Origin of the sequence: Leptospira alstonii serovar Sichuan str. 79601, assembly GCF_000347175.1 — a bacterium.
Classification (GTDB): domain Bacteria; phylum Spirochaetota; class Leptospiria; order Leptospirales; family Leptospiraceae; genus Leptospira; species Leptospira alstonii.
The window spans coordinates 1-24,896 of sequence record NZ_ANIK01000015.1 but is presented as its reverse complement, the minus strand read 5'-3'; the positions used below and the strand labels follow the sequence as shown (position 1 = coordinate 24,896).

27 protein-coding genes and 2 pseudogenes are annotated in these 24,896 nt (G+C 45.9%); 19 read left to right on the top strand and 10 right to left on the bottom strand.

What is annotated here, in order from left to right:
• The first annotated feature begins 51 nt into the window (after positions 1-51).
• The 18 genes and pseudogenes from LEP1GSC194_RS03460 to LEP1GSC194_RS03380 all read left to right on the top strand — a co-directional run bounded on the left by LEP1GSC194_RS03460 (position 52) and on the right by LEP1GSC194_RS03380 (position 16,203).
• Positions 52-381, top strand: a complete 330-nt coding sequence (locus LEP1GSC194_RS03460; RefSeq protein WP_017809480.1) for a DUF971 domain-containing protein — start codon at positions 52-54, stop codon at positions 379-381.
• A gap of 144 nt (positions 382-525) precedes the next feature.
• Positions 526-1,590: a flagellar motor switch protein FliN gene (gene fliN / locus LEP1GSC194_RS03455; RefSeq protein WP_020772323.1), complete on the top strand. Its 1,065-nt coding sequence runs from the start codon at positions 526-528 to the stop codon at positions 1,588-1,590.
• 20 nt (positions 1,591-1,610) lie between these two features.
• Positions 1,611-1,785: pseudogene (locus LEP1GSC194_RS23530) on the top strand (flagellar biosynthetic protein FliO); the annotation flags it as partial.
• Positions 1,786-1,838: 53 nt separating this feature from the next.
• Positions 1,839-2,387: pseudogene (fliO, locus tag LEP1GSC194_RS03450) on the top strand (flagellar biosynthetic protein FliO); the annotation flags it as partial.
• Between the two features lie 37 nt (positions 2,388-2,424).
• Entirely contained in the window at positions 2,425-3,219 is a 795-nt protein-coding gene (gene fliP, locus LEP1GSC194_RS03445; RefSeq protein ID WP_036041268.1) for a flagellar type III secretion system pore protein FliP, read from the top strand.
• Positions 3,216-3,479, top strand: a complete 264-nt coding sequence (gene fliQ, locus LEP1GSC194_RS03440) for a flagellar biosynthesis protein FliQ (protein WP_020772328.1) — start codon at positions 3,216-3,218, stop codon at positions 3,477-3,479. The genes fliP and fliQ overlap by 4 nt, the downstream gene beginning before the upstream one ends.
• Before the next feature lie 6 nt (positions 3,480-3,485).
• Positions 3,486-4,268, top strand: a complete 783-nt coding sequence (gene fliR / locus LEP1GSC194_RS03435; RefSeq protein ID WP_020772312.1) for a flagellar biosynthetic protein FliR — start codon at positions 3,486-3,488, stop codon at positions 4,266-4,268.
• 74 nt (positions 4,269-4,342) lie between these two features.
• The gene (locus LEP1GSC194_RS03430; protein ID WP_408605325.1) at positions 4,343-5,974 is read left to right on the top strand and encodes an EscU/YscU/HrcU family type III secretion system export apparatus switch protein; all 1,632 of its coding nucleotides are present in this window, start codon (positions 4,343-4,345) and stop codon (positions 5,972-5,974) included.
• A 9-nt stretch (positions 5,975-5,983) separates the two neighbouring features.
• The gene (flhA, locus tag LEP1GSC194_RS03425) at positions 5,984-8,107 is read left to right on the top strand and encodes a flagellar biosynthesis protein FlhA (RefSeq protein WP_017810169.1); all 2,124 of its coding nucleotides are present in this window, start codon (positions 5,984-5,986) and stop codon (positions 8,105-8,107) included.
• Between the two features lie 50 nt (positions 8,108-8,157).
• Positions 8,158-9,459 (top strand): flagellar biosynthesis protein FlhF, encoded by a 1,302-nt coding sequence (gene flhF, locus LEP1GSC194_RS03420; protein WP_020772311.1) that lies wholly within the window; start codon positions 8,158-8,160, stop codon positions 9,457-9,459.
• Between the two features lie 27 nt (positions 9,460-9,486).
• Positions 9,487-10,398 (top strand): MinD/ParA family protein, encoded by a 912-nt coding sequence (locus tag LEP1GSC194_RS03415; protein WP_017810313.1) that lies wholly within the window; start codon positions 9,487-9,489, stop codon positions 10,396-10,398.
• A 3-nt stretch (positions 10,399-10,401) separates the two neighbouring features.
• Positions 10,402-10,875: a hypothetical protein gene (locus tag LEP1GSC194_RS03410; protein WP_017810314.1), complete on the top strand. Its 474-nt coding sequence runs from the start codon at positions 10,402-10,404 to the stop codon at positions 10,873-10,875.
• A gap of 149 nt (positions 10,876-11,024) precedes the next feature.
• Positions 11,025-11,825, top strand: coding sequence for an RNA polymerase sigma factor WhiG (whiG, locus tag LEP1GSC194_RS03405; RefSeq protein WP_017810315.1), 801 nt, complete (start codon positions 11,025-11,027; stop codon positions 11,823-11,825).
• A gap of 30 nt (positions 11,826-11,855) precedes the next feature.
• On the top strand, positions 11,856-13,841 hold the full coding sequence (locus LEP1GSC194_RS03400; protein ID WP_020772316.1) for a FapA family protein: 1,986 nt from the start codon (positions 11,856-11,858) through the stop codon (positions 13,839-13,841).
• 8 nt (positions 13,842-13,849) lie between these two features.
• The gene (locus LEP1GSC194_RS03395) at positions 13,850-14,203 is read left to right on the top strand and encodes a hypothetical protein (protein WP_036041253.1); all 354 of its coding nucleotides are present in this window, start codon (positions 13,850-13,852) and stop codon (positions 14,201-14,203) included.
• Positions 14,204-14,252: 49 nt separating this feature from the next.
• Positions 14,253-15,353 (top strand): hypothetical protein, encoded by a 1,101-nt coding sequence (locus tag LEP1GSC194_RS03390; RefSeq protein WP_020772337.1) that lies wholly within the window; start codon positions 14,253-14,255, stop codon positions 15,351-15,353.
• Positions 15,353-15,634: an extracellular matrix/biofilm biosynthesis regulator RemA family protein gene (locus LEP1GSC194_RS03385; protein ID WP_020772308.1), complete on the top strand. Its 282-nt coding sequence runs from the start codon at positions 15,353-15,355 to the stop codon at positions 15,632-15,634. Before LEP1GSC194_RS03390 ends, LEP1GSC194_RS03385 begins: the two co-directional genes overlap by 1 nt.
• Positions 15,631-16,203, top strand: coding sequence for a guanylate kinase (locus LEP1GSC194_RS03380; protein ID WP_081605027.1), 573 nt, complete (start codon positions 15,631-15,633; stop codon positions 16,201-16,203). Before LEP1GSC194_RS03385 ends, LEP1GSC194_RS03380 begins: the two co-directional genes overlap by 4 nt.
• A gap of 35 nt (positions 16,204-16,238) precedes the next feature.
• Here LEP1GSC194_RS03380 and LEP1GSC194_RS03375 read toward each other — a convergent pair whose 3' ends face one another.
• The 10 genes from LEP1GSC194_RS03375 to fliF form a co-directional block, all read right to left on the bottom strand.
• Positions 16,239-16,655, bottom strand: coding sequence for a type II toxin-antitoxin system VapC family toxin (locus LEP1GSC194_RS03375; protein ID WP_020772325.1), 417 nt, complete (start codon positions 16,653-16,655; stop codon positions 16,239-16,241).
• Positions 16,656-16,883 (bottom strand): type II toxin-antitoxin system Phd/YefM family antitoxin, encoded by a 228-nt coding sequence (locus LEP1GSC194_RS03370; protein WP_020772319.1) that lies wholly within the window; start codon positions 16,881-16,883, stop codon positions 16,656-16,658. It lies immediately after the preceding gene.
• A gap of 86 nt (positions 16,884-16,969) precedes the next feature.
• The gene (locus tag LEP1GSC194_RS03365; protein ID WP_020772331.1) at positions 16,970-17,362 is read right to left on the bottom strand and encodes a TOBE domain-containing protein; all 393 of its coding nucleotides are present in this window, start codon (positions 17,360-17,362) and stop codon (positions 16,970-16,972) included.
• A 12-nt stretch (positions 17,363-17,374) separates the two neighbouring features.
• Positions 17,375-18,022, bottom strand: a complete 648-nt coding sequence (locus LEP1GSC194_RS03360; RefSeq protein ID WP_020772333.1) for a periplasmic-type flagellar collar protein FlbB — start codon at positions 18,020-18,022, stop codon at positions 17,375-17,377.
• A gap of 159 nt (positions 18,023-18,181) precedes the next feature.
• On the bottom strand, positions 18,182-18,754 hold the full coding sequence (gene fliJ / locus LEP1GSC194_RS03355; RefSeq protein WP_020772336.1) for a flagellar export protein FliJ: 573 nt from the start codon (positions 18,752-18,754) through the stop codon (positions 18,182-18,184).
• Positions 18,755-18,757: 3 nt separating this feature from the next.
• Entirely contained in the window at positions 18,758-20,122 is a 1,365-nt protein-coding gene (fliI, locus tag LEP1GSC194_RS03350) for a flagellar protein export ATPase FliI (RefSeq protein WP_020772309.1), read from the bottom strand.
• A 208-nt stretch (positions 20,123-20,330) separates the two neighbouring features.
• Positions 20,331-20,687, bottom strand: a complete 357-nt coding sequence (locus tag LEP1GSC194_RS22525; protein ID WP_081605026.1) for a hypothetical protein — start codon at positions 20,685-20,687, stop codon at positions 20,331-20,333.
• A 24-nt stretch (positions 20,688-20,711) separates the two neighbouring features.
• Positions 20,712-21,635, bottom strand: coding sequence for a flagellar assembly protein FliH (fliH, locus tag LEP1GSC194_RS03340; RefSeq protein WP_020772318.1), 924 nt, complete (start codon positions 21,633-21,635; stop codon positions 20,712-20,714).
• Between the two features lie 3 nt (positions 21,636-21,638).
• Positions 21,639-22,607, bottom strand: a complete 969-nt coding sequence (locus tag LEP1GSC194_RS03335) for a FliG C-terminal domain-containing protein (protein WP_017808373.1) — start codon at positions 22,605-22,607, stop codon at positions 21,639-21,641.
• Entirely contained in the window at positions 22,607-24,307 is a 1,701-nt protein-coding gene (fliF, locus tag LEP1GSC194_RS03330) for a flagellar basal-body MS-ring/collar protein FliF (RefSeq protein ID WP_020772332.1), read from the bottom strand. Before fliF ends, LEP1GSC194_RS03335 begins: the two co-directional genes overlap by 1 nt.
• A 294-nt stretch (positions 24,308-24,601) precedes the next feature.
• Here fliF and LEP1GSC194_RS03325 point away from each other — a divergent pair.
• Positions 24,602-24,896 (top strand): transposase family protein (locus LEP1GSC194_RS03325; RefSeq protein WP_036041249.1); only part of this gene is annotated, 295 nt, incomplete at its 3' end.

Sequence of the window (24,896 nt, the reverse complement as noted above, 5' to 3'; positions counted from 1 at the left end):
CGGGAATTTTGACCGTACCGTTTCGGTATTGAAGGATGATTGTAAAAAAGAATGACACAACTCAGTTTAAAAGCGACGACGCCGGATCGGATTGATTTCGACGAAAATCAACTGAAGATCACCTGGAAGGACGGAGTCACTTCGGTCTTCGAGGCCTTGGATCTGAGAAAACGTTGTCCCTGTGTCGTTTGTAAGGGCGGGCACGGAGGAAAGGTCGGAACTACAACCGGAAACATCCAGTCGATCCGACTCTATTCCGTTAACAAAGTCGGAAGATACGCGATCAATCCGGTTTGGAGCGACAATCATCAAACGGGAATTTATTCTTACGATTCTCTTCGGATGCTCGCGGACGGGCTTGGAGGCGACCTCACACTTTAGAGGGACAGTTGAGAAGAGGATTTTTCGAAAAAAGGTTGTTTTAACCCGAAAATTGGGTGGAATCAGGTTGGGAAGAAAAAAAGGAGGTGACAAAAACCCTTTTCTTATGTCCCATTAACTAAAATTCCCGGGAGAGTTCCCAAAATGGGTGAAGGTTCCCTTTCACAGGAAGAGATTGACGCATTATTAGCCGGGGCGAGCGATTCGTTTGACCCGGGTACGGTTGCATCCGCGGCCGCACAAAAAGAAGTTCCGGGAATGTCCCCCGTGGATCGGGATATCCTGTCGGATCTTCTTTCTTCCTGTTTTCAAGTTGCCGGGAACACGTTAGGCGCCGTTCTTTCCCGTTCTTCCGCATTCTTAAATCCGAATGTGGAAACCAAGTCCCGCAAAGACGTGGAATCCGAACTGAAATCCGGGTCCTTCCTTTTGTATTCGACTCTTTCCGGAAGCGTAAACGGAAGAGTCATTCTTACCATGTCCGCGGAAAATGCGGTAAAGATCGCAAATTCTATGATGGGCGGTTTTGATTCCGGAGAATTGGACGAAGCTCAGATGCAGACTCTGCGCGATTCTCTGACTCCCGTGATGGGGGCTTTGATTTCTCAGATCAGTACAAAAACCGGGGGCGGGGTGAACGGATCTCCCTCCGAAACCAGAAACGTAACTTCACCGGCCGCGCTGGTTTTACCGGACGGGGAAACTCTGGTTCGAGTCTTTTTCAATCTTACCATCGAAAGTATTCCTTCTTTTCGAGTTCAATTCTTACTCTCTCTTTCCACTGCGGCGGATTTGTTGAACTTATACCGCCGTTCCGGAAGTTCCGGCGGCGATATGGGTGGGATGGGAATGAGTGGGATGGGCGGCATGGGAATGTCCGCCGGTTCCATGTCGGTCAAGTCGGTTGCGTTTCCGAACTTAGGAACCGCGAGCGGGGCGTCTAGTACTCCGAACTTAAATCTTTTGATGGACGTTCAGATGAGCGTCACAGTGGAACTGGGAAGAACCAAGATGTATATCAAGGATATCCTAGGTCTGGGCGAGGGTTCCATCATAGAGTTGGACAAACTCGCGGGTGAGCCCGTGGATCTTTTGGTAAACGGAAAGCTGATCGCGAAGGGAGAGGTTGTGGTCATCGACGAAAACTTCGGGGTGCGCGTAACGGATATCGTAAGCCCTATCGATCGGATCAAGCCGGAGGGTAAGTGAGATTTTTCGAAACCTTCCGAATGGATGGAAGGATCGCACTTCTTGCGATTTTCATTATATTCCATTTTACTGTTGTTTCTTTATCGGCTCAATCCGAAAGGGAGCTGATGGACGAGGCTCTCAAAAAAGAATTGGGTCAGTCTTCTTCCAAGGATGAAAGGAAAAAACCGGAAAACGATTCCGGAGAAAAAAAATCCGAGACGACAACTTCCGCTTCCGATGCAAAATCCTCCGGGGAATCGGCGCCGCCGGAATCCAATCCGGTTGCGGAAAGATATCGTCCCGCCGACGACGGACCCGGAGTTGCGGGAACTCTTTTAAGGGTCGTTTTTATACTCGGGTTACTTTGTTTAGCGCTTTATTATATTCTAAAATACGTATCTAAAAGTCGGGAAGGCAGTCTTCCGGTTCGAGGGGAGATGAACGTCCTTTCCAGTCTGATGTTGGGTCCGAACAAACAGCTTCAGATCGTGGAGGTTTCGGGAAGGTTACTCGTTCTCGGAGTCGCGGATAACGGAATCAATTTGATTACGGAAATTTCAGATGCGGAAGTGAAACATAGGATTCTGCAAAAGAAAGAAAATTTCCAACCTCCCGAAGGCGGATTTTTGGTAACGGTTCTGGAACAGATCAAGGACCTGAATTCTCGGATTTCCGGAAATCAGGAGGGTCCGCCGGAAACATACGAGAAGGGAGGGTCCGCTCGGGAAGAAAAACGAAGGCAGGCCCGTAAGAAATTGGACGAACTCAAAGAAAAAACAAGCTCGCTCGAAAGCGGGCTTTTCGATTTGAGATAGTACGGGAAAATCGGAAATTTAGGGAAAATTCCTTTTGGTGAAAATGAGACATAAAAAGTTTATCAAGAACATAACGTGGATCTTCTTGCTCGTGGCGGGTTTGTTCATAGGTTCTTCGTTGGAGGCTCAATCTTCGGGAACTCGAATTCCCATTCCGAATTTGAACTTCAACGTAAACGAGGCAAAGGGTCCGAGAGAAACGAGTCTTTCTCTGATGGTTTTGTTTTTGGTTACCATTCTTTCCTTGGCGCCCGCGATCGTAATGTCCCTGACCTCTTTTACGAAAATCGTGATCGTTTTGGATTTCGTAAGAAGGGCCCTTTCGATTCAGAACCTTCCACCTAACCAAGTGATGATGGGGCTCGCACTTTTTATGACCTTCTTTATCATGGCTCCGACTTTGAATATCGTGAACGAGAGGGCATTAACTCCGTATTTGGAAGGTAAGATTGATACGAACGCATTTTTTGAAAAGGGAATGGTTCCCATCCGTGAATTTATGATGCGTCAGATCGGAACCTCGGGCGCCAAAGACGTGGCCTTATTTTTAAAAATCGGAAAGGTTGAAAAGGTGGAATCTTTCGACGACGTTCCTTCTTACGTTTTGATTCCCGCGTTTATGTTAAGCGAAATCAAAAAGGCCTTTTGGATCGGGATCATCATCTTCATTCCGTTTATCGTAATCGATCTTGTTGTCGCCTCGGCGCTTCTTTCCATGGGTCTTATGATGTTGCCGCCCGTGATGGTCAGTCTTCCGTTTAAACTGATTCTGTTCGTTCTTGTGGACGGATGGAACCTGATCGTGTACGAACTTGTCAGGAGTTATAAATGACGGAACTCGATGCGATGACTCTCATACGGGATTCGCTTTACATCACCCTGAAGATTTCGTCTCCGATTCTTCTCACGGCGTTGGTCGTGGGTTTGATCGTAGGGATTTTACAGACGACCACCTCGATCCAGGAGCCGACGATCGCCTTCGTCCCCAAACTCGCGGCGATTTTTATCGTGATCGTGATCTTTTCATCTTGGATGATTCAGACGATGACGGATTATACTCGGAATTTGTTTTTGATGATCGAGAAATTTTAGAATATTATGGAATACTTTATCAATCATTTTCAGACGTTTCTGCTGATCCTTTCTAGATTGATGGGGTTGTTGTCCGTCGCGCCCGTATTCTCCTATCCTTCCATCAGCGTTCCTCAGAAGATGATTTTTTCTTTTTTAGTTTCCGTGATTTTATTTCCGGTGACCGCCGGTTTTTTACCTCCGGTTCCCGGAGATATGGGAAACTACGGACTTGTGGTTATCGCCGAGGCCTTGATCGGAATGTTACTCGGCTTTTTGATCAGTTTGATCTTTGCCGCCTTTCAGATGGCGGGGGAATTTTTTAACGTTCAATTGGGATTCGGTTACGCGGAGATTCTCGATCCCGTGACTCAGACCAGTTTGCCTGTGATCAGCACCTTAAAGAACCTGCTTGGGATGCTTTTATTTTTAACGTTAGGCGCTTATCGAATCATGTTCGAGAGTCTCGCGTATTCATTTGAAAAGATTCAGGTTTTGAAATTTGCTCCCGAGATTCAAAACGGAATTTACAAGGCGATGGAAGACGCGGTCGGAGCGATGTTTCTCGTCGCGTTTAAGTTGTCTCTTCCGGTTCTCGGTATCATTTTGCTTGTTACCGTTTCCGAGGCCTTGATGGGTAAGGCGGCTCCGCAGCTCAATGTCTTGCAGCTTTCCTTTCCGATCAAGGTTACGATCGGTTTGATCGTGATGATTTTTATCACTCCTTATCTGGTTTCTCAGATGGGGACGGCCTTTGATTTGTCCTTTGACAAAGTCAATCTCATGCTTCAGGAGTGGCCGAAACAATGAGAGGTCGAAAATCGTTTCATGATCAATTCGATGCGGTAGTTCCCACAGATCGCAAACTTCGTGGGAGTTTCCACATTTTAGGGGGAAGAGTCCCCCTCGCAAAAGCCGCGTTTTTTAAAGTCGTGCTACGCGTCTTTTGCTACCCCCTCTCCGGGAAATTTTTTAGTAAACTCCCCGGACCCGGCGAACGACCCGTAGGAAGTGAGCCGCTGAGTTGTAGAGAGTACTTTGTTGAAAGATGTAGTACTTCCTACGTCTTCTGTAAAACGAAGATTGCCCCGTCCTGCTGCGGAGCGATCCGTAGAGAGCGATTCGCTGAGTTTTCTGGATCGTTCTTTTTCCCAACTAAGTTGGGAGCCACTCGTAAACTCAACCTCTCTTCCTACGGGTCGCTCGGTAATGCTCTGCTGCTCCTTGGCTATTTCGCTTCCTATGGGTCGCTCAATAAATATTGGGGAAAGGGTAACTCAATGCAACACTTCCTATGGGTCGTGTTGCAGGGAAGAATCGGGAAATTTTTCTTTATCATAAAAACAATATTCTCTCAAGCAAAATTCTCTCTTACCGATTTTGTAGGAACTCCCACAAATCCTTGTTTGACGAGCGCGAACCCGGCCGACTTCAAAATCGATCTCCAGCTCTTCGCCGCCGAAGACGAGGGTAGAACCGAACCCGGGTCCGAACGAAGAAGAAGAGAGGAACGAGAAAAAGGAAACGTTCCCAAATCTCCCGAGCTTCCGGCGGCGGTCGTTTTACTCGCCGGGGTGATCCTCGTGTATCTCATGGGCGAATATTTTTTCATGAGAACGTTTTACATTCTCCGCAAGTACATACACGGGGTCGGGCTTAGAACGGATATCAGTTCCGAATCGGTCACCGAACTTTTGAAGAACGCGTCCGCCGATCTTTTCACACTTCTGTGGCCCTTACTCGGAATTACGCTCGTAGGCGCGGTCATCGGAAACGTCGCACAAGTGGGATTTATTTTCACACCGAGAGCGCTGAGTTTTAACTTCAGCAGAATCAGACCCAACTTTAAAAAAGTCCTTCCGACACGTCAGACGCTCTTTAACTTGGGAAAGTCGCTCGCAAAGGTCGGGCTCATCGCGTGGGTTTCTTACATCATCATCAGTAAGGATTTTTTCCCGATTCTTCTTTCGGGAGAAATGGGACTCGAACAAGCGGTGGCTCTCGTGATGAGCAGTTCCTTCAAAATCTTTCTCGTGGTCGGAATCATTCTACTCGCGATCAGCGTGGTGGACTACTTATATCAAAGATACGAATACGAAGAATCCTTGAAGATGACTCCATCCGAGGCAAAGCGGGAAGCGAAAGAATCCGACGGGGACCGTTCTCTCCAAGCCAGAAGGAGACAACTCGCTCGGGACATGATGAATAAACGAAAGATGCTCGCGAAAGTTCCCGAAGCGGACGTGGTCATCACGAATCCGACTCACTTCGCCGTAGCGCTGGAATATAAACCGGGAATTCACAAGGCTCCGATCGTAATCGCAAAGGGTGTGGACGACTTCGCGCTTCTTATCATTCGAATCGCGAGGGAAAACGGAGTTCCGACCATAGAGGATCGTCTTCAGGCGAGAGGACTTTATGAGGAAGTGGAACTCGGCGCGGAGGTTCCGCAACAATTCTATCGCGCTATCGCCGCTATTCTCTCTCGTTTGGAATCTTTCCGGAGAGCCGTGTAAGAGGAAACTATGGAAAAAAAGTGGTGGAATCAGTCCGATATTATTTTAGGAATCGGAGCCGTGGCGATCGTCGCTATGCTCGTCATTCCTCTTCCGGGATTTATATTAGATATTTTGATTATTGTCAGTTTGGCGATAGGACTTCTGGTGCTTTTGACGTCCCTTTCCGTCAACGAGCCCGCGGACTTTTCGATTTTTCCGAGTCTTTTGCTCATCACCACGTTGTATCGACTTGCGCTCAACGTTTCGACGACGAGACAGATTCTTTCCAAGGGACCGGCGATGAACAGTCACGTCATCGACGCCTTCGGTTCGTTTATCATCGGAAGCGAATCCGGACTTTCCAAATACGTGGTGGGATTTATCATCTTCATCATCTTAGTACTCGTTCAGATTCTCGTGATCACAAAGGGTGCGACAAGGATCTCGGAAGTTGCGGCTCGATTTACGTTGGACGCCTTGCCCGGAAAACAGATGGCGATCGATATGGAACTTTCTTCCGGAAACATCAACGAGGAAGAAGCCAAAAAAAGAAGAAAGAAAATCGAAGCCGAAGTGGACTTCTACGGTTCCATGGATGGAGCGAGTAAGTTCGTTCAAGGGGACGTACGAGCGGGCCTCATCATCACCGCCATCAACCTGTTAGGTGGAGTGATTATCGGCGCATCGATTCGGGGAGAATCCTTCACGCAGGCGATCGAAACCTACGGAAAGTTCACGATCGGGGACGGGCTTGTATCTCAGATTCCCGCGCTTCTGACGACGGTTGCGACCGGTATCATCGTAACCCGTTCCGGCTCCGAGTCCGATCTGGCGACTCAGTTTAAGAGCCAGCTCTTCAGCAATTCCAAAGTTCTGTACGTGGTCGGGGGAAGTTTGGGATTTTCCGCGTTTATACCGGGACTTCCTTTCATTCCTCTCGTGATTCTTTCCGCGGGAATCGCCTACTTGGGTTATTCGCTCGAACAAACGGTCAAGGAACAACTCGAGTCGATCGAGAAAAAGGAAAAAGAGTCCGGTCAGGATCGCAAACCGAAGGATTTTTACGAGGAACTCAGAACCGATCCGATCGAGATCGAAGTCGGTTATCATTTGATACCGCTCGTCGACGCTTCCCAGGGCGGGGCGCTTCTGGATCAGATCAGCAATCTCAGAAAGAAGTTCGCTCAAGACAACGGAGTTGTCATTCCTCCCGTGAGAATATTAGACAATCTTGATTTAAATCCGGATACGTATTCGATCAAAATCAACGGAACCGAAGTGGGAACTTCCACGGTAAAACCGGACAAACTCATGGCTCTCAATACGAGCCCAGGCGCCGCGGAGTCGATTCAAGGAGAGGATTTCTTAGAACCGTCCTTTGGACAAAAGGCGAAGTGGATTTCTTCCGAAGACAAGTCCGAAGCGGAAGCGAAAGGTTACACGGTGGTCGACGCTTCCACGGTCGTGGTCACTCACTTGAAGGAACTTCTTGCGACACACGCTTCCACCCTGCTCGGAAGAGAAGAAGTCAAAAAACTTCTGGATCACTACAAGGCGACTTATCCGACTCTTGTCAGCGAGTTGGACGCGGACAAACCCGGCAACCTGGGAATCATTCAACAAGTATTACAAAATCTTTTGCGGGAAGGACTTGGAATCCGAAACCTCGTTCCGATTTTGGAATCGATCGCGAACAATTTGTCTAAGTATCAAAATCCGTACATACTCACCGAACTTGTGCGCCAGTCGATTTCGAGAACCGTGGTAAAGGATTATCTTTCCATGGACGGCAAACTGAGAGTGATCACGCTGGAAAGTAGAATCCTAGACCGACTTAACAAGTCGATCACACAGGATAGAATCGAAAACAGGGACGTTCTTTCTCTGGCCCCCGATTTTTACAGAAGGTTGATCGACGGAGTGGCCGAACTCTATCGAAATTTTAGAACCGAAGGAAAGTTTCCTATCTTTGTCGTGAACCGGGAAGTGCGTCTGCCGTTCTCGTATTTGCTCGCAAAGGAATTTCCTCCCCGCAACTTCGGAGTTCTCGCCTACGAGGAGATTCATTCTTCCGTGGATTCGGTCATCGAAGCCGAACTCAAACTTCCTCAGACACAAACCGCGACGGCGGGAGTCGGGGAAGAAACATGAAATGATTAGAATATTCGATCTTTCTAAAGCGAAAGGTCAGGGAGCTGAATATGGAATTCGCTAAAATTCGCGGTAAAAGTTACCAAGACTGTTTGATGGAAATGAAAATGAAATACGGACCGGAAGCGACCGTGATTTCCCAAACTGTGATTACAGAAGGCGGAGTGATGGGAACGGGACTTCTCGCAAAGAAGATGATCGAAATTCAGATCGGAATTCCGGAAAAGCAGGCTTCCCGCGAAAAGATAGAACGCAAACTTCAGGACTTAAAGGACCTGTTGAAACAAAAGTCGTATGCGGCTCCGGAAAGAAAGAAAACTCTTCATACCTTAAAACCTCTTTCCAGAACTTTGGAAGAAAAGGAAACCGCGACCGCAACCGTTGAAGATTCTTGGGAATTGGAAGAGATCACGACGGAACCCGAAAGAGTCGGTCTTTCCTTTGAGAAAGAACTTTTTGACAGAAATTCTCCGAGCCGAAAAGAAACGTTTCCCGTTCGAGGGAGAAAGGATTCTCCCTTGACGAGATTGGGGGAAAAATGGGTTCGGGAGGGAATGAGTCAAGGTTATGTGGAAGAGATTCTCTCCAAGATCGAAGAAAGGCTTTCTCCGATCGATCAAGGGCGTAACCACGCGGTTTCCGAAAGGGCGATTGAAATGTTCAAAGAAAGGGTCAGCGTCGACTCGGACCTATTTCGGGGAACCGGAAAGAATCAGAGAAAAGTAGTGTTCCTGGTCGGACCTACGGGCTCGGGTAAAACGACGAGCGTCGCCAAACTCGCGGCAAAATACTTTCTGCATCGGGGTAGATCCGTGTCGCTTTATACGACGGACAACTATAGAATCGCCGCGATCGAACAACTCAAACGTTACGCGGACACAATGGGAATGCCGTTTTATCCGGTTAAAGACATAAAAAAATTCAAGGAAACCCTGGCCCGGGACGGTTCCGAATTGATCCTGATCGACACAGCCGGTTACAGTCATAGAAACCTCGAACAGCTCGAAAGGATGAACTCATTGCTTTCCTGTTTCGGGGAAAAAGACTCTGTGGAAAATCTTCTTGTCCTTTCCGCGACTTCTTCCTACCATCATACGAGTACGGTATTGAAAGCCTATGAGTCCCTAAACTACCGAAGAATTCTTCTCACAAAATTGGATGAGGCGGATTTTTTAGGTGGTTTTCTCGAACTGGCCGATACATACTCTAAGAGTTTCACTTATTTCAGCGTGGGGCAGGAGGTTCCTTTTGATATTCTTCCTGCGGATAAAAACCTGATGGCTGAATGTGTGGTAACTCCGGAGAAAATTGCTGAGCTGAGAGGAGAAGTTTTCACCGTCGCGGGTGACTGATTCGATCGGCTTTCGAAGAGGTAAAGAATGGACCAGGCGGCTCATTTACGGAAACTCACCGAAGGGAACACGAGTCTAAAAGTTCTGTCATCCAGAAAACCCACGACTAAGATCATAGCGATCGCATCCGGGAAGGGAGGAGTCGGGAAAAGTACGATCTCGGTAAATCTCGCAATCTCCATGGCAAGGGCCGGGCAGAAAGTCCTAGTGTTCGACGGGGACTTGGGACTCGCCAACGTAAACGTAATCCTCGGGATCATTCCCAAATACAATCTTTATCACGTTGTCAAAGGACACAAAAGCCTAAAAGATATCGTCATCCAAACTCCGGAAGGAGTGGATATCATTGCGGGAGCCTCCGGATATTCCCAACTGGCCAACTTAAACGACACGCAGAGAAACTCACTGATCAAAGGTTTTTCCGAATTAGACAATTATGATATTATGATTATCGATACCGGCGCCGGAATCAGTTCCAACGTCATCGGTTTAACCCTTCCAGCGGACGACGTGATCGTGATTACGACGCCCGAACCTACGGCGATCACCGATTCTTACGGACTGATCAAAGCCATCGTATCCCAGAGCAGAGACAAAAATCTCAAGATGGTGGTAAACCGAGTCAGAAGCGCGATCGAAGGAAAAAAAGTCGCGGACCGAGTCATCGACATCAGCGGACAATTTTTGGAAGTGAAGGTCGAAAATCTCGGATTTATCTTTCAGGATGAAGAGGTGGAAAAGAGTATTCGGGAACAAAAACCGTATATCATCAATTCGCCTAAAAGTAAGGCGGCGGCGTGTCTCAATCGCATAACTTATTCCCTCTTAAATCAGGAAATAGAACCCTTGGAGGACGCCGGTATCGGGGGGTTCTTCAAAAAGTTTTTCAATTTTATGGACGTCCGAAATAAAGAATTCGATAATAGCGACGAAGAATAGTCCTTGAACCCTCAGATTCTTTTTATAGGCGTTTTTTCCGTCTTTGCAATGATCGTAAGTCCGCTCTGCGGATTTCTTATCGGAAATTCCTTCGGACACATCCTTTTCATAACCGTCCTTTCCGTGGTTGCTTTTGCCGTTCTCGGATTCGGAGTTCACGCGATTTTGGAAATGAAAGTACCCGAGTTTTTGGATTTTCTTTCCAATCTCGGGGGAGATTTTGTTCCGACCGCTTCCGATTCGGAAAGTTCCCGTGGAGGAGGATTCGATTATACAAGTCAGACAAACGAAGAAGAATTGAGCGGCGGCTCTTCTTCCAACAAGGAAGTTTTTGCGTCGGCGACTCCTAAACGTCAGAAAAGCGGAAACTTCGGGGATCATATTATGGTCGAAAATATAGCGATCAAAAACGAACCGAAGCTCATGGCGGAAGCGATTCGTACGATGTTGGCTCGAGACGACATGGCTGAGAAGTAATTGTTTCTTTCTAAATTCGTTCCATTCGGTTATAGAAAGTGAATGAGACAAAAAACTGCTTGATTTCCCCGTTTTTGGCTTAAAAAATGCTATTGCAATTTTCTGAGAAGCTCGACACTTTAGAATGAAGGTCTTCCAGATCCGAGCTTATGTCCAAAAAATATGAGAAATATAACCAGCAGGATGAGACGGAACTATGGAAATCCTATCGGGATACCAAAGATCAGGACATCCGAGCCTACCTCGTGGAGAAATACTCTCCTTTAGTCAAACACGTAGCCGGTAGAATCGCAATCGGAATGCCGCAGAATGTGGAATTTGACGATCTCGTATCCTACGGAGTTTTCGGGCTCTTAGACGCGATTGAAAAATTCGATCCGGACAGACTGATCAAATTCAAAACGTATGCGATGACTCGAATCCGAGGAAGTATCTTCGACGAACTTCGTTCCATCGATTGGATTCCGAGATCCATCCGTCAAAAAGCAAAACAACTCGAACAGATTATCGGAATGCTGGAGAACAAAGAAGGCCAGCAGGTCGACGACGACGCGATCGCAAAAGAATTGGGAATTTCCATGGAAGAGTACAATTCTCTTCTTACGAAGATCAGCGGAACCTCTCTCGTTTCCTTAAACGACATTTGGTTTCTCGGAGACGAGAACGACGAAGTTTCCTTTATGGAAACCCTCGAATCTCCGATGAACATGAATCCAGACACGATCATCGAAAAGGAAGAGATTAAAAACGTGATCGTGGAAGCGATCAAAACCCTTCCGGAAAAGGAAAAGAAAGTAATCGTATTATATTATTATGAAGATCTAACTTTAAAGGAAATCGGCGAGGTATTGGAAGTTACGGAATCCAGAATTTCGCAACTCCACACGAGAGCCGTTTCCAGACTGAGAAGTAAACTCGGTAAAGTAAAGTCCGTCATTTCTCGCAAGTAATCTTCGATTTACTACTAGGACGGAGAATATATGGGTTCTCTAATACCATTCTTACAAGACCAAGGCCGGGAACTGGATCGAGTCCAGAAAGAGCAGGTGGAAGTTTACGGAGATACTTTGGAAAATTCTCTCCGTCTCGCCTCGAAACATCTTAAAAAACAAATCCACGAACTCGACTACGTCGTCCTAAAACGCGGAAAGAAAAAACTTTTCGGGCACGAACCCTGGCATATTCGGGTTTCGATTCTTCCCGAAGACAATTTCCTAGACGAACTCACCGAACTCGATCAAAAACTCACCGGCGGTTCCGGCAAACTCGTATCCAAGGATCTCAAAGAATTCATTCAACCGAAGGACAAAAACGGAAAAGCTCTGGTTCAAATTCTTCGAAACGGAGTTTACCTGACCGTCTTTGCGCCGTTAGGTGAAGGTCATTCCGTGGATATGGACGAGATCTCTAAAAAACTCGCGTTAAAAGGAGTTTCCGGCGAAGACAACAAACTTGTTCGCAAAATCGTGAAGGATGCAAAGGGAGAACCGGTTCTGATCTCGGAACAAAAACCGAAATCGGGTATGGAGGCGAAACTCCTTTTGGATATTTCTTCGGATAAGATGAAAGCGAAAGTCACCATTCTTCCTCCTAGGCCGGGCGGAAGAGACTTTGAAGTTCGGGATATCGTCAATCATCTTAAAAACGCCGGTGTCAAATACGGGTTTAAAGAAGAAGAGATTCAAAGAAAACTCGAAGAGGAATTTTTCAATCAACCCTTTATCGCCGCGGAAGGAGATTATCCGATCAACGGTAAAAACGCTCAGATCATCTATCACGTTCGAACCTCCAAAAACGTTTCTTTCCGAGAGGACGAAACGGGAAGAGTGGACTTCAAAGATTTGGATCTGATCGAAAACGTAGTCGTCGGTCAGTTGCTCGCTGAAAAAATTCCCGCCGAAAAAGGAAAATACGGGCGTACTCTTTTTAGCGAACTTCTTCCCGCAAAGGACGGAACGGATACCGATCTCAAACAGGGTAAGGGAACCATTCTTTCCGAAGATAGAAGCAAACTGACGGCGGAAGTGAACGGTCAGGTCGTTTTTGCGACCGGAAGACTTTCGGTGGAAACCGTTTACAGAGTTAACGGAGACGTCGGTATCAAAACCGGTAACGTTACCTTCCTCGGTTCGATCGTGATTACGGGTAACGTGGAAGATAATTATTCCGTTAAGGCCGCGGGCAATATAGAAATCTACGGAACGGTTCAGAAGGCGAGAGTCGAAGCGGACGGAGACATCATCATCCGCCAGGGAATTTCCGGTCGCGAAGAAGCACATATTGAATCCACCGGAGGAAACGTGATCGCAAAGTTCATCCAGAGCGCGACCGTGATCACGGAGAAGGACGTTCTGGTTCAAGAGGGAATTTTACATTCCTTCGTGAGTGCGGGCGGAAAAATTCTCTGTAACGGAAAACGCGGTCAGATCGTGGGCGGGACCGTTCGCGCTTCCGAACTGATCGGCGCGAGAAGTATCGGCTCTTCCGCAAACCCCGCGACAGAACTGGTGGTCGGAATCGATCCGAAGATTCTCAAACAGATCGCCGACTACGAAGCGAAGATGCACGAGAGCCAGTCCAAACACGAACAGGTTTTTAAAAGTCTCAAAACCCTCCAGGCCAGAAAAGAATCCGATCCGGCGTCTTTTACGGAAGATCATGAGAATCAACTCGGCAAAATGCAAAAGGCCGTGGACAAGCTCGAGTCTCGGATTCGAGAATTTGAAACGGAAATTAACAATCTCAAAAACTACATGGAAGAGAAATCTTCCCACGGTAAGATCAGTATCGAAAAAGTTCTCTACGGCGGCGTAACGATGAAAATTCGAAACTCGGATTTCAAAACGAGAAACGAGATTAAGAACAAAACTTTTGTGGAAGAGAACGGCATGATTCGCCAAGTGCCTTACGAGGATCCGGAGCCGGACAAAAAAGACTGGAGAAAAAAACGAAACCGTGGTAATTAAACCATAGGATGAGGCTGAGCGATACTTTTTTAGGTTATGGTCAGGCTCCGGACATGATCCGGAAGCAACAGGTGGAAAATCCTTTCACCATGCCTCATATGATCTCCGAAACCGCTCGGATGGTCAAAGAATATAACGATACGCGCAAATACGCCGTCGAGTTGTATACCGACGTTTTTTCCCTTTCTCCGGAATCCAGGGAAAGAATGGCTTCGGCACGAAATCAAAAAATAGATCAGATTAAGGATCGGTTAAAAACATACAAACCGGCTTCGGACGGTAGGACCGATACTTATTCCGCCGACGGTCAAAAGGTGTCTAACGCGCCGACCAATCGAGGTAAAATCGAATTTTTCGCTTAAACTTTTTTCCGAAGGAATGTTGTTGGAGACGGTACCGGGAGAAAAGGGTATGGAGTTATTTGCAGTTTTAGCGATCAACGCGGTCGTTTCCGTAGTTTTATATTATACGATCACTTCGAAAGTTACCGAAAGGATTCGTACCCATATGCTCAAACGGATCAACGAGGAAATTCGGGACTTCGTGGACGAGTTGGAAACGGAGTCGCTCAGACAGGTCGATCTGATGGGTTCCAGAATTCTTACGTTCAAAGAGATAACTTCCAAGGCGGAAGAACTCGTCAAAAGAATCGAACAGGCTACGACTCCGGATATCTTAAATAAGATTCAGATCCAAAGGGAATTTACGAATCTTTCCGATCGGGGGGCCGCCGATTTTGAGGAAGGGGAAAGGCCGACTTTAAAAAATGCGAGCGTTGCGGGTGGAGAAAAACCGACTCTCAGAAATATCAACGCGGCTAAGGTTCCCGGTTCCGTTCAACAAGGGATCGGACATATTTATAAAGAGAATCTGGATCTCGTCGGAGAAGAGGGGATTACGTCTAAATCGCGCATCGACTCCGTTTTAGTAGCTCGAAAAAATACAACACTCAATTCTTATATTCAAAAACCGCAAAGTAGGTCCGCGACTTCGACTAAAGATTCCGGGTCCCAAAACAAATCCGAGCCCCAAGGTTCGACTTCCAATCTCGTTCTGGAAACGATCGGTAGGGGGGTCCGTAAATTTTTCGGAATCCAGGAAATCAAAACGATCCGCGAAGAAGAGGTTTCGGCTGTGAACGATTTTTTTCCGGGAACTCGAAATTCCACCTTGGATATTTCCTTGGACGAGGATCCGTTTGCGCCGGTTTTGGATTCCGCGTTAAGTGCAACATCGACCTTCAAGGACAATCTCAAATCGACCGAAGGGGATTTTACGAAAATTCTCCGGGAAAACGTGACCGGCTACGTTCCTCCCAAACCGGATTCGACCCGCATTTCCGCAGAGGCTGCGTTACTCGAAATCGGGGAAGATTCCACAAAAATCGAGAAAGTTGTTTTCCTTTTAAAAAGAAAATATACTCATGAAGAAATTTCGGAAGTTTTGGACCTTGCGCTCGGAGAAGTGGATATCATCGAAAGGTTTAGGTTGGACAGAAATAGGAGGTTCTGATGTCGCAGTTTAGAATACTCAACGTGGGATTCGGGAATATCGTTCTCGTCTCCAAGATCGTCGGCATCATTCACTCGGATTCGGCGTCGGCTAAACGAATTCGGAACGAGGCGAAGAGTAATAACAGTTTGATCGACGCCACTCAAGGAAAAAAAACCCGTTCAATCATCGTTACCGACAGCAATCATCTCATTCTTTCCAATCTGAGAGTGGAATCTCTTACAAGAAGAATCGAAGCCAGCGATAACTCAATCGCTTCCGAAGAGGAAGATTTAGACTGAACTCCCCCAAACTTTTTGTTCTCTCATCCGTGGCGGGAGGAGGGAAGTCCACACTCATTCAAAAACTCAGGGAAAAACATCCCGAGATTCTTTTTTCGGTTTCTTGCACGACCCGCGCTCCTCGTCCCGGAGATAAAGAGGGCATAACGTATTTCTTTTTGACAAAGGAAAAGTTTCAAAAGGGAATTTCGGAATCCGCGTTCTTAGAATGGGCTTTGGTTCACGACCAATACTACGGTACTCCTTTGAAATTTATCGAAGAAGCTTTCGCTAAAGGTTCTTCGGTGATTATGGACATAGACGTTCAGGGAGCCAAGATCATCAAAGAGAAACTTCCGGAAAAAATCGTGACGATTTTCATTCTTCCGCCTAACGAAATTGAATGGGAAAGACGTCTTCGAGGAAGGGGAACCGACTCGGAAGAATCTATCTCGAAAAGAATCCGAAACGGTAAGTTGGAACTGAAACGTCAGGACGAGTTTGATTATAAGATCGTAAACGACGATTTGGAGAAGGCGCTTCGACAATTGGAAGAAATCATCGTTTCGAATTCAAAATCCGTTTTATAGGTTAATTTTTCGTTAAAAAATTTGAATATAGGAACTCACACAAATCTGAATACCTTAAGATATCCTGATTTACTATATCGAATTATTTCCTTATCTGCAGTAATTAATTCAGCGCCTAATAGTCTCGAAGTGGATACTATTAAGCGATCGGAAGGATCGGCGTGAAATTTTCCGGGTAGATTTACACTATCAACGATGATTTTAGGTGTTAAATTGATACTTTTTATACCGGGAGCGCTGAAGGCTTGTTCCAACCAATCTTCGATCGGTTCATTGAGTTTAATTCTTCCCTTCGATTCCAACATCGCAATTTCCCAAGCGGAGATTTCCGATACGAAAATGGTTTGGGTCGGTATATTTTTTTCAATTAAACCGACGAGTTTCTTATTTTTAGTTATTTTGGCGTCGCCTTCCATAAGCCAAACGAAAGCGTGAGTATCGAGTAAGATCATTTATTTTTCAAAGTTCCAACTTACTCCTAATTTTTCAACAATGTCGCTTTCTGTTTTGATTTTTCCTTTTAGATATCCGATCGGGCTTTTGATCCCGTCGTCTCCTGTCGGTACTAACTTTGCAATCGGCTTACCGTGTTTTGTAATTATTATTTCCGTGTGTTTCGATTGTACAAGATCCATCAAACTGAGACATTTTGTTTTGAAATCGGTCGCACTAATTTTCATGGTTCAACTAAATCTGACCAGTTTAATCTGTCCAGTATTATTCGAGCCGCTCCGCCTAATACACAATATGCGAAATGATTCTATGATTATCTACAATCGGGAGAATCGACTAGGATAAAAGGCATCGTAGTGGGGACCCCGTTGGTTTTCAGTTCCCGATCTTTGAGATAAAACCCGCAGACGGAAACGCTACTCCCGACTTGGACGTTGGAGATTAAGGAAGGCGAATCCGAATCCAAGGCGACCGGTTTGCCGGAAAAATAGACGACAAAACGAATCGAGTTTCCTTTATACAAAATCTCCGAAACGGTTCCCGCAATTTGGATCGTCTTTCCGAAAGCCGCGGAAGGGTTGGAAACAAGTTCATAACCGTTGACTTTAGGAGGAGGTGAATTCGTTTTCTTTTTTGTAGCGATGGAAGAATCAACTAACAGTAAAAATGCGAAGAGAATAAAAAGTGATCTTATTTTAAAATTCATGATTTCTCCGGATTATGGATTGGCTTCGATCGCGTCGTCGGGGATACCGGGGGTTTTGATTCCACCGGAACGGCTTAGCCATTTGTTGGTAATCATGGCGCGTCTGTCCGCGGGAAAAAGAGTCAAGAGATAAGTCGTAATCGTCGGTCTTCCGTCCTCTTCCGCGTCCTTGTCCATTTGAATAAAAACGTCGATGATGTCTCCGTCGGGCCAATTGATCAACATTCCGACCGAGGATTCGGGAGGCATATTTCCCACCTTATCCGCGAGAACTTTCACGAGTTTTTGACGACTGTTCTTTTCAGAATCTGCCGATTTCATTTCCTTTTCTTTTGCGATGAGACCGTTACGCATTTCCTCGAGTTTTTCCATCTCGGAATCGAGTTTTCCTTTTTCTGCGAGAAGTTCCGTTTTTCTTTTTTCAAGTTCGTCCAATTCTTCCGCAAACCTTTCTTGCGCTTTGGAGAATTCCAGTTTTTGGAGCGCGGTCGGAGATTCGTTGTCTTGATTGACGAGCGCGGGTTCTTTTCGGAGAAACGGAAAAATTTCGGAAGCGTTGATGATTTGGAAGTAATCAAAAACGAAAAAACCGATGGCCAAAAGAAATAGAATCAAAAAGACGAGATACGTAGCTCTAGCCTTGTCGCTTAACGATGCCATTTTTAAGCCCTTAAATCGATTCGATTTTCGTTGATTTTATTTTCCAATTGTTCCGCCTTTTTTTGAAAATCGGTGATTTTCTTCTGAAGATTAAGCATGGAATCGGTCGCCTGAGAAGAATTTCCGGCGGTAACGTTCAGGATCTTCTGAAATAGAGATTCATTTTTTGAATCGGTCGTAGAGTTTTTTAATCTCTGAGGCTCCTGAGTCTTCGTTTGTGGATTCGGCGTTCGATCCTGTGTCGTAAGTAAAGATTCTAGGAGCCGGTTCGGGTTCAGAGGATTCATAAATTTCTCTCCATTGGATGGACTTTAGCTGATTGTAATGTTCTTCGAGTTCGAACTTTTCTTTTTTAAAGTATAACTTTTTGTAGGCCTTAAATTGATTCTCCTTGAGAATCTCCAAAATTTTACGATCTTTCTGAGCCGAAATCAACTCGGCCCTTTTAGCGTCGAGTTCCGGTCTTCTATTTTCGATGTCGGATTCGAGGTTTTCGTTTTGAGTGATTAGAGAGCGGATATAACCCTGGTGAAGTTGATAATCCCTCAACGAAGCTCCGTGAAGGGAGACGGACTCGCCGGTGAGAAGTTCAATTTGCCTTTCGTTTTCTTGAATGGAATTGCGGATCTGATTGATTTCTCCCGCTACGAGGGAGAAGCTTTTTAGTTTTTCGTCTTCTTTTTTCTTTCGAAGATTTAAAACCGGTTCCAGACTGAATTGAAAACGTTTCAAGGATTAGAATTCCTCTTCTTCCTGTTCGTCGTCGAGAACTTCTTTCAGACCTTGTAACGCCTGGGAATAAGTGCTTCGTTCCTGGATCTTTTGTTTTAGATAACGATCGATTTTATCTTTTTTACGAATCGCGAGATCCACTCTCTCGTCGGAACCGGAAACGTACGCGCTCAAGCGGATCAATTCTTCCGCGGAAGTATAAACGCTGATGAGTTCTCGAATCATACCCGCCCTCAGATTCTGATCTTCGGGAGCGATCCTCGCCATCACCCTGGAAAGGGAAGCGGGAATGTCCACCGCGGGATAATGATTTTTTTCCGCGAGTTTTCTACTTAAGATGATATGTCCGTCTATATAACCTCGAACCGCGTCCGCGATCGGATCCTCCATTTCGTCGGCTTCGGTAAGGACCGTATAAAATCCGGTGATCGTTCCTCCGGATTTGGACGTTCCGGAACGTTCAACAAGTTTTGCTAATTTAGAAAAAACTGATGAACTAAAGCCTCTCGTAATCGGAGGTTCGTGATTGGACGCCGAGATTTCCCGGTTCGCCTGAGCGAAACGAGTCAAAGAATCCATCATAAGGTTTACATGTTTTCCTTGATCTCGAAAGTATTCCGCGATGGAAGTCGCGAGTAGGGCGCAATTGACCTGTTCCATCTTAGGCGCGTCCGATGTTGCCGCAAGGACGATCGATTTTTGAAGACCTTCTTTCCCGAGATCGATTTCAATGAACTCGTTCACTTCTCGACCCCTCTCTCCGACGAGAGCGATCACGTTTACGTCCGCGTCGGTATAACGGGCGATCATTCCGAGTAGGCTGGATTTACCGACTCCGGAACCTGAAAAGATCCCGACTCGTTGTCCTCTTCCTACGGTGAGAATTCCGTCGATGGCTCGAACACCCGTGGCAAGAATATCTCGAATGATGGGTCGATCCAAAGGATTGGGTACGTCGCCGTCGGGAGGCCGTTCTTCCTTGGTGATGATATGGCCTTTTTTATCGATCGGTCTTCCGACTCCGTTCAAAACTCTTCCGAGGAGTTCTTTTCCGACGGGGATCGCGAGTTTTCTTCCGGAGGAAAATACGAACGCTTCCGGATAAATTCCTTCCACAGGACCGAGGGGCATAAGAGTGTAAATGTGGCCCTCAAAACCCACGATTTCGCACTGGAGATACCCTTCTTTCCCGCTCTTTTGAACGTCCATGAGTTCTCCGATTTTAGAATCGGGCGGGCCTTCCGAATAGATGACATTTCCCGAAACTCGAACAACCTTTCCCGATTTTCGAATCGTTTCGGTGCGATCCATGATCAGGAAGTATTTGGACATTACGTCCACTTTTTCGTGAAATTTCTTTTCGATCATAGAAGCTTATTTCTTGGTAGCTGGAATTTGTGGGAAAGTCAAGTATCTATGCGAAAATAAAAGAATTATGTCGCGTGAGAAAGAGAGGTTGAAGGAGTTCCTAGGCAGATTCTGTCGTGGTCGCGGATTTTGTGGGAACTCCCACAAGAAAGGGTAAGTCTGGAATGAGATCTGAGCTGCTTTCATTCTGTGGGAACTCCTTTATTTTTCATTTGCTTTCGATTTCAAAACGTGCCCAATTCAGACTTAAAAAGTTCGGTTGATTGCAAATTCCCTCAAAACTCCATTTGTTTGGAAGTGTTTCTATCGGGCCGAGAACGCACCAGTTCCTACCTAATTTTTGAGAAAGCAACAAGGACTGGAATACTGTATTTGTTATATTTTTTGAATCCAACGAAATTCTAAAGTTCGCTTCATAGAGGGTTTCGTCTTTCCAGTATTTTTCACAAGTGGACGTCAGAATCGTACGGTCGAAAGTCTCTTCCATCTTAGAAAGAATCCGAACTGCATTCTCTTTTTTACTTACTTTTAAGAATACTTTCCATCGCAACGAGTATGGGTTCAAACAGTCATTCACTGATGAATCGAATCAAATCGGCTCCGCATTCCGAATCGCTTCCTCGATTTCTTTGAGCTGAGTGGAAATTCTTGCGTCGATCGCACCCACGTCCGTTTCGATGATGACCCCGCCCCGGTCCACACGAGAATCTTCGTAGATATTGACCTTGCGAAGAGATTCCATGAGTTTGATCAGTTCGTCCTTGTGTGCGGTCGTAAGTTCGAGATCCGCGAAGTTGACCCGAATGTCCACGCGGTCCCTGTCTTTGATTCTTTTTAAGGCTTCTCTAATATTGTTGAGAACGATTTCCTTTCTTTCGATGATTTCGTCTTTGATCACCTTACGCGCGATGATAAGAATCATCTCGACCATTTGTTTTTCGGATGCTTGGATGATTTCTTCTCGAATGTCGATCGCCTTACCGACGATGGTTCCCAAACGGTCGATGAGTCGCCTTACTTCTCCCTGACCTTTTTTGAAACCGACTTCTCTTCCGGCGTCATAACCTTTTAGGTAAGCCTCGTGTTCGATCTCCGCGACCTTCATTTCGGCTTCTTTGATCATCCTCTCGACTTCCATCTTTGCGCGGTCGAGAATTTGTTCCGCCTTTGCTTTGCCGGTGTCCTCTTCGAGTTTTACTTTTTCTTTGGAGTCTTGGATCATCTGGAAGGCGCGTTTACGTCCTTCTTCCTCGATCTCTTCCGCCTTTCTTCTCGCTTCTTCGAGAAGTTTGCGAACCTGTTCCTCGTTTTCTTCCCGATAACGGCTCAGTTCCGCTTCGATCTCTTCGATCGAAGGTCCCTGATACTGTTCGATGATATTCCCTTCTTGATCTACCTCGAACTCTTCGGCGTCCTCGTCTCTGTGAAATTTTTTATATTTATCAGGAATTGCTAATTCAACCTGATCTTTGATGTCCGCGATTTGGATCGGTTTAAAGACGAGTTTGGCCATGGATTAAGTCGCTCTCCAAAATTTGATACTTCCTTCCTCGATCTCATTCCGGAGTCTTTCTAAAATTCCGTTTTGAGCCGTCTCCATTTCTGCGAGACTGATCGGACCCATGGAATCGGATTCCAATCGAATCGAAGCGGAGAGAGCGGGCTCTAATTTTTCAAGAATCCGCGTCTGAATTTCCGTTTCCGTGCCCTTCAAGGCGCAAGCGAGGACGATCGGATGAAAGGAAATAAAGAACCGATTCAACGGTTCTCTTTCTAAGAATAACAGATCTTCCATCCGAAAGAAGTGTTCAATTATATTTTCGGCAAAACCGGGCCGCTTCTCGCGGATTCGATCGAAGATTTTTTGCGAATCTCCGGGCCTTAACCTCCCCAAAAGATCGGCGGCCTTTTTTCCTCTTGGATTGTGGATCGGGAGACTTTTTTCCTCAAGGGCTAAGGCCTCGAGTTTGAACTTCAAAAATCTTTCCAAACGATTTTTCTCATATTCGCTGGAAAGGTCCAAATCGTGGATTTGGATCAGGATCTCTTCCTTGATCGTTTCGGGAAAGTCGTTTAACACCGCGGCGGCGGCGTCCGGATTTCCGAAACAAAGAACCAGCGCGATCATACTCGGTTTTTCACCGGATACGATTCTCGAAATTTCTACCGCGTTTTTTTGTTTGAGTTCTTGGAGAAGATCTCTTTCTTCCTTTTCTTCTCGGAGTAGCGCCTCGAGTTCTCGGATGAGATTTAAACTTTCGGGATCAATACTTTCTTCTTTTTGAATTTTGGAGAGAGAGTTTAAAAAAGAAGAGAGAACTTCTCTCTCTTCTTTGGAATCCGGTTTTCCGGTTTTGTGAAACGTCTCGAGAAGTTTCCCCGTCGTTTCCGGACCCAGATGACGGTAGACTTCCGGAGGGAGGTGTTCTCCCAAGATCCGGAGAAGACTTCCCGCTCTGTTTTGTCTGGAAGACAGGGAGTTCATCAGCTCGCTTCCTCTTCAGAGAGCCATGTGCGGAGAAGTTGTGCGACTTCTTCCGGTTTTTCCCGAGCGAGGTTGATCGCGTTTTCGAGAAGTTCTCTTCTGTATTTTTCGTCGAGAGAAAGTTCCACTTCCGCTCCGCCTTCGTCCATCACTCGAAGCGCCGCTTCTCTCATCATTTGTTGTTGAGCTGCAAGTTCTTCCTCTCTGAGTCTTCTTCTTCTTGCGATTTCTTTTTTAACCGCTCTGTAAACCAGGATGCTTACGATCAAGAGTAGAACGATGATCAAAGACGCGATGATCATCTGACGGATCGCTTTTTGTTTGCGGAGTTCTTCATCTTCCGCCGCGAACTGAGCCGATCTATCTTTGGGAATCGTGATGACTGAAATTTGATCGCCTCTGGCCTTGTCGATCCCGACAGCGGATTCTAGGTTTTTGCGGATTTGTCTGAGTTCATCCTCGGAGACCGGAACATACTTACGATCGAAGCCGGTTCCGTCTTCCTTTTCTTTCTTTTCCCACATTCCGTCGATGACAACCGAGAGGTTGACCTTGTCCACTTTCCAAGGTTGTTTTTGAACCTCGGAAACTCTTCTGTTGAATTCGTAGTTGTTGATGTTCTCGGATTTGCTATATTCCGATTTTTGATAGTCCGTATCCTTGTATCCGGGAGGAATGTTCGGCTCGGTTCCGGCGGGACCGTCGGGGGTGAATCCTCTTCCTTGGAATTTTTCATTGGTCGTTTTTTCGGAAACCTTTAAAGAATAACCGTCCACGAGTTTCAATTCGGAGTAAGGAGTGTTCGGGTTATCTGGAATCGCGACAACCGGAGAAACCGAGTTGTCCTTGTAGGATTCCTTATCCCAATTTAAGTTATATTCAAAACGTGTAATATCGACTCTTTCCTCTCCGCCGAGCAGCCAGCGAAGTGTGTTTCTCATGTCGATCAATCTTTGGATTCGTTGTTCTTCGCCGATTCTCAGTTTTTCCTGAACGATTCTGAGTTCGAGTCTTTCTTTTTCGAGATCTTCTTCGAAGTCGCTGATGATCTTTCCGTCCGCGTCCGCGACGCTTACGTTTTCCGGTTTTAACTTGGGAACCGCTCTGGAAACCAAGTTCACGATCCCTTTGACTTCTTTTCTGGAAAGAGATTCTACGCCAGGAATGTAGTGGAGAATGACGGACGCTTTAACGGGAGACGCGTTGGACGTGAATAGTTCGTCTTCCGGAAAGGCGATGTTTACGTAAGCCTTGTCCACGGAACGAAGCGTCATCAGCGATTGTTCGATGGCGCCTTTGAGAGCTCTGTACTTTTTGATGTCCTTGTCGAACTGGGTTTCGGTGAACTTATCTACGTTAAAAAGTTCCCATCCTTGAACTCCCGAAGGAATTAAATTTTCCTGGGCGAGTTTGGTGACGATCTCTTGTCTTTGCTCCGGATTAACGGTGATTATACTCGTATCGGAACTCCCGTACTGATAACCGAGTGAATCCAATTTTTTCGTGACTTCGGCAAAGTCTTTGTTGGTTAAGTCTTTAAACAAAATCACACGATCCTTTTGCAGAGAAACGGTGGATAGGATCCCGATCGCGACAAGAACGGTTAACGCGATCCCGCCGAGGATTAGTTTTTTAGTCGTATCCAGAGTTGTGAAAAACTCCCGGACGTTGTTTAAGATTTTCTGTAGCTGCTCAGGCATAACGAATCTCCACCGAATTTACAATACGGGACATAATCAAATATCGGAAAGAAAGTACAATCCCTTTTCGAATTTTTTTAGAAAATTTTCTTTCGGTACACAAATGTTAAGCGTAGTAAAACGGCTATATTCTCTATTTTGAATGTGTTTATGCGTACTGAACTTTTGTGGCCCTTCGGAGAATTTCGTGGGAAGAAACTACTTCATAAATGACGGTGAGAAGAGGTTGCAGATGAGTTTCGAGCAAATTTCGTCATTGCAAAATCATAACATAACCAATGAATAATATTCCTAATGAACGCAAACGAAAACTTAGAAAAACATTACTCTCTCCTTTTAGGAATCTCATCACCTTGGTCGGTTGAAACCGTAGAATTAAATATCGCAGCAAAGAAAGTAGATATCGAAGTCTCATACGATGAGCGGGAAGCTGTAGAGTGTCCGGATTGTGGTAAAAAATGTCCTCGGAAAGATCATACAGAAAAAAGAACCTGGCGCCATTTGGATACGATGCAATTCCAGACATTGATTCATGCTCGAATCCCACGCGCTCAATGTGAAGCTCACGGCGTAAGAAACGTAAAGTTAC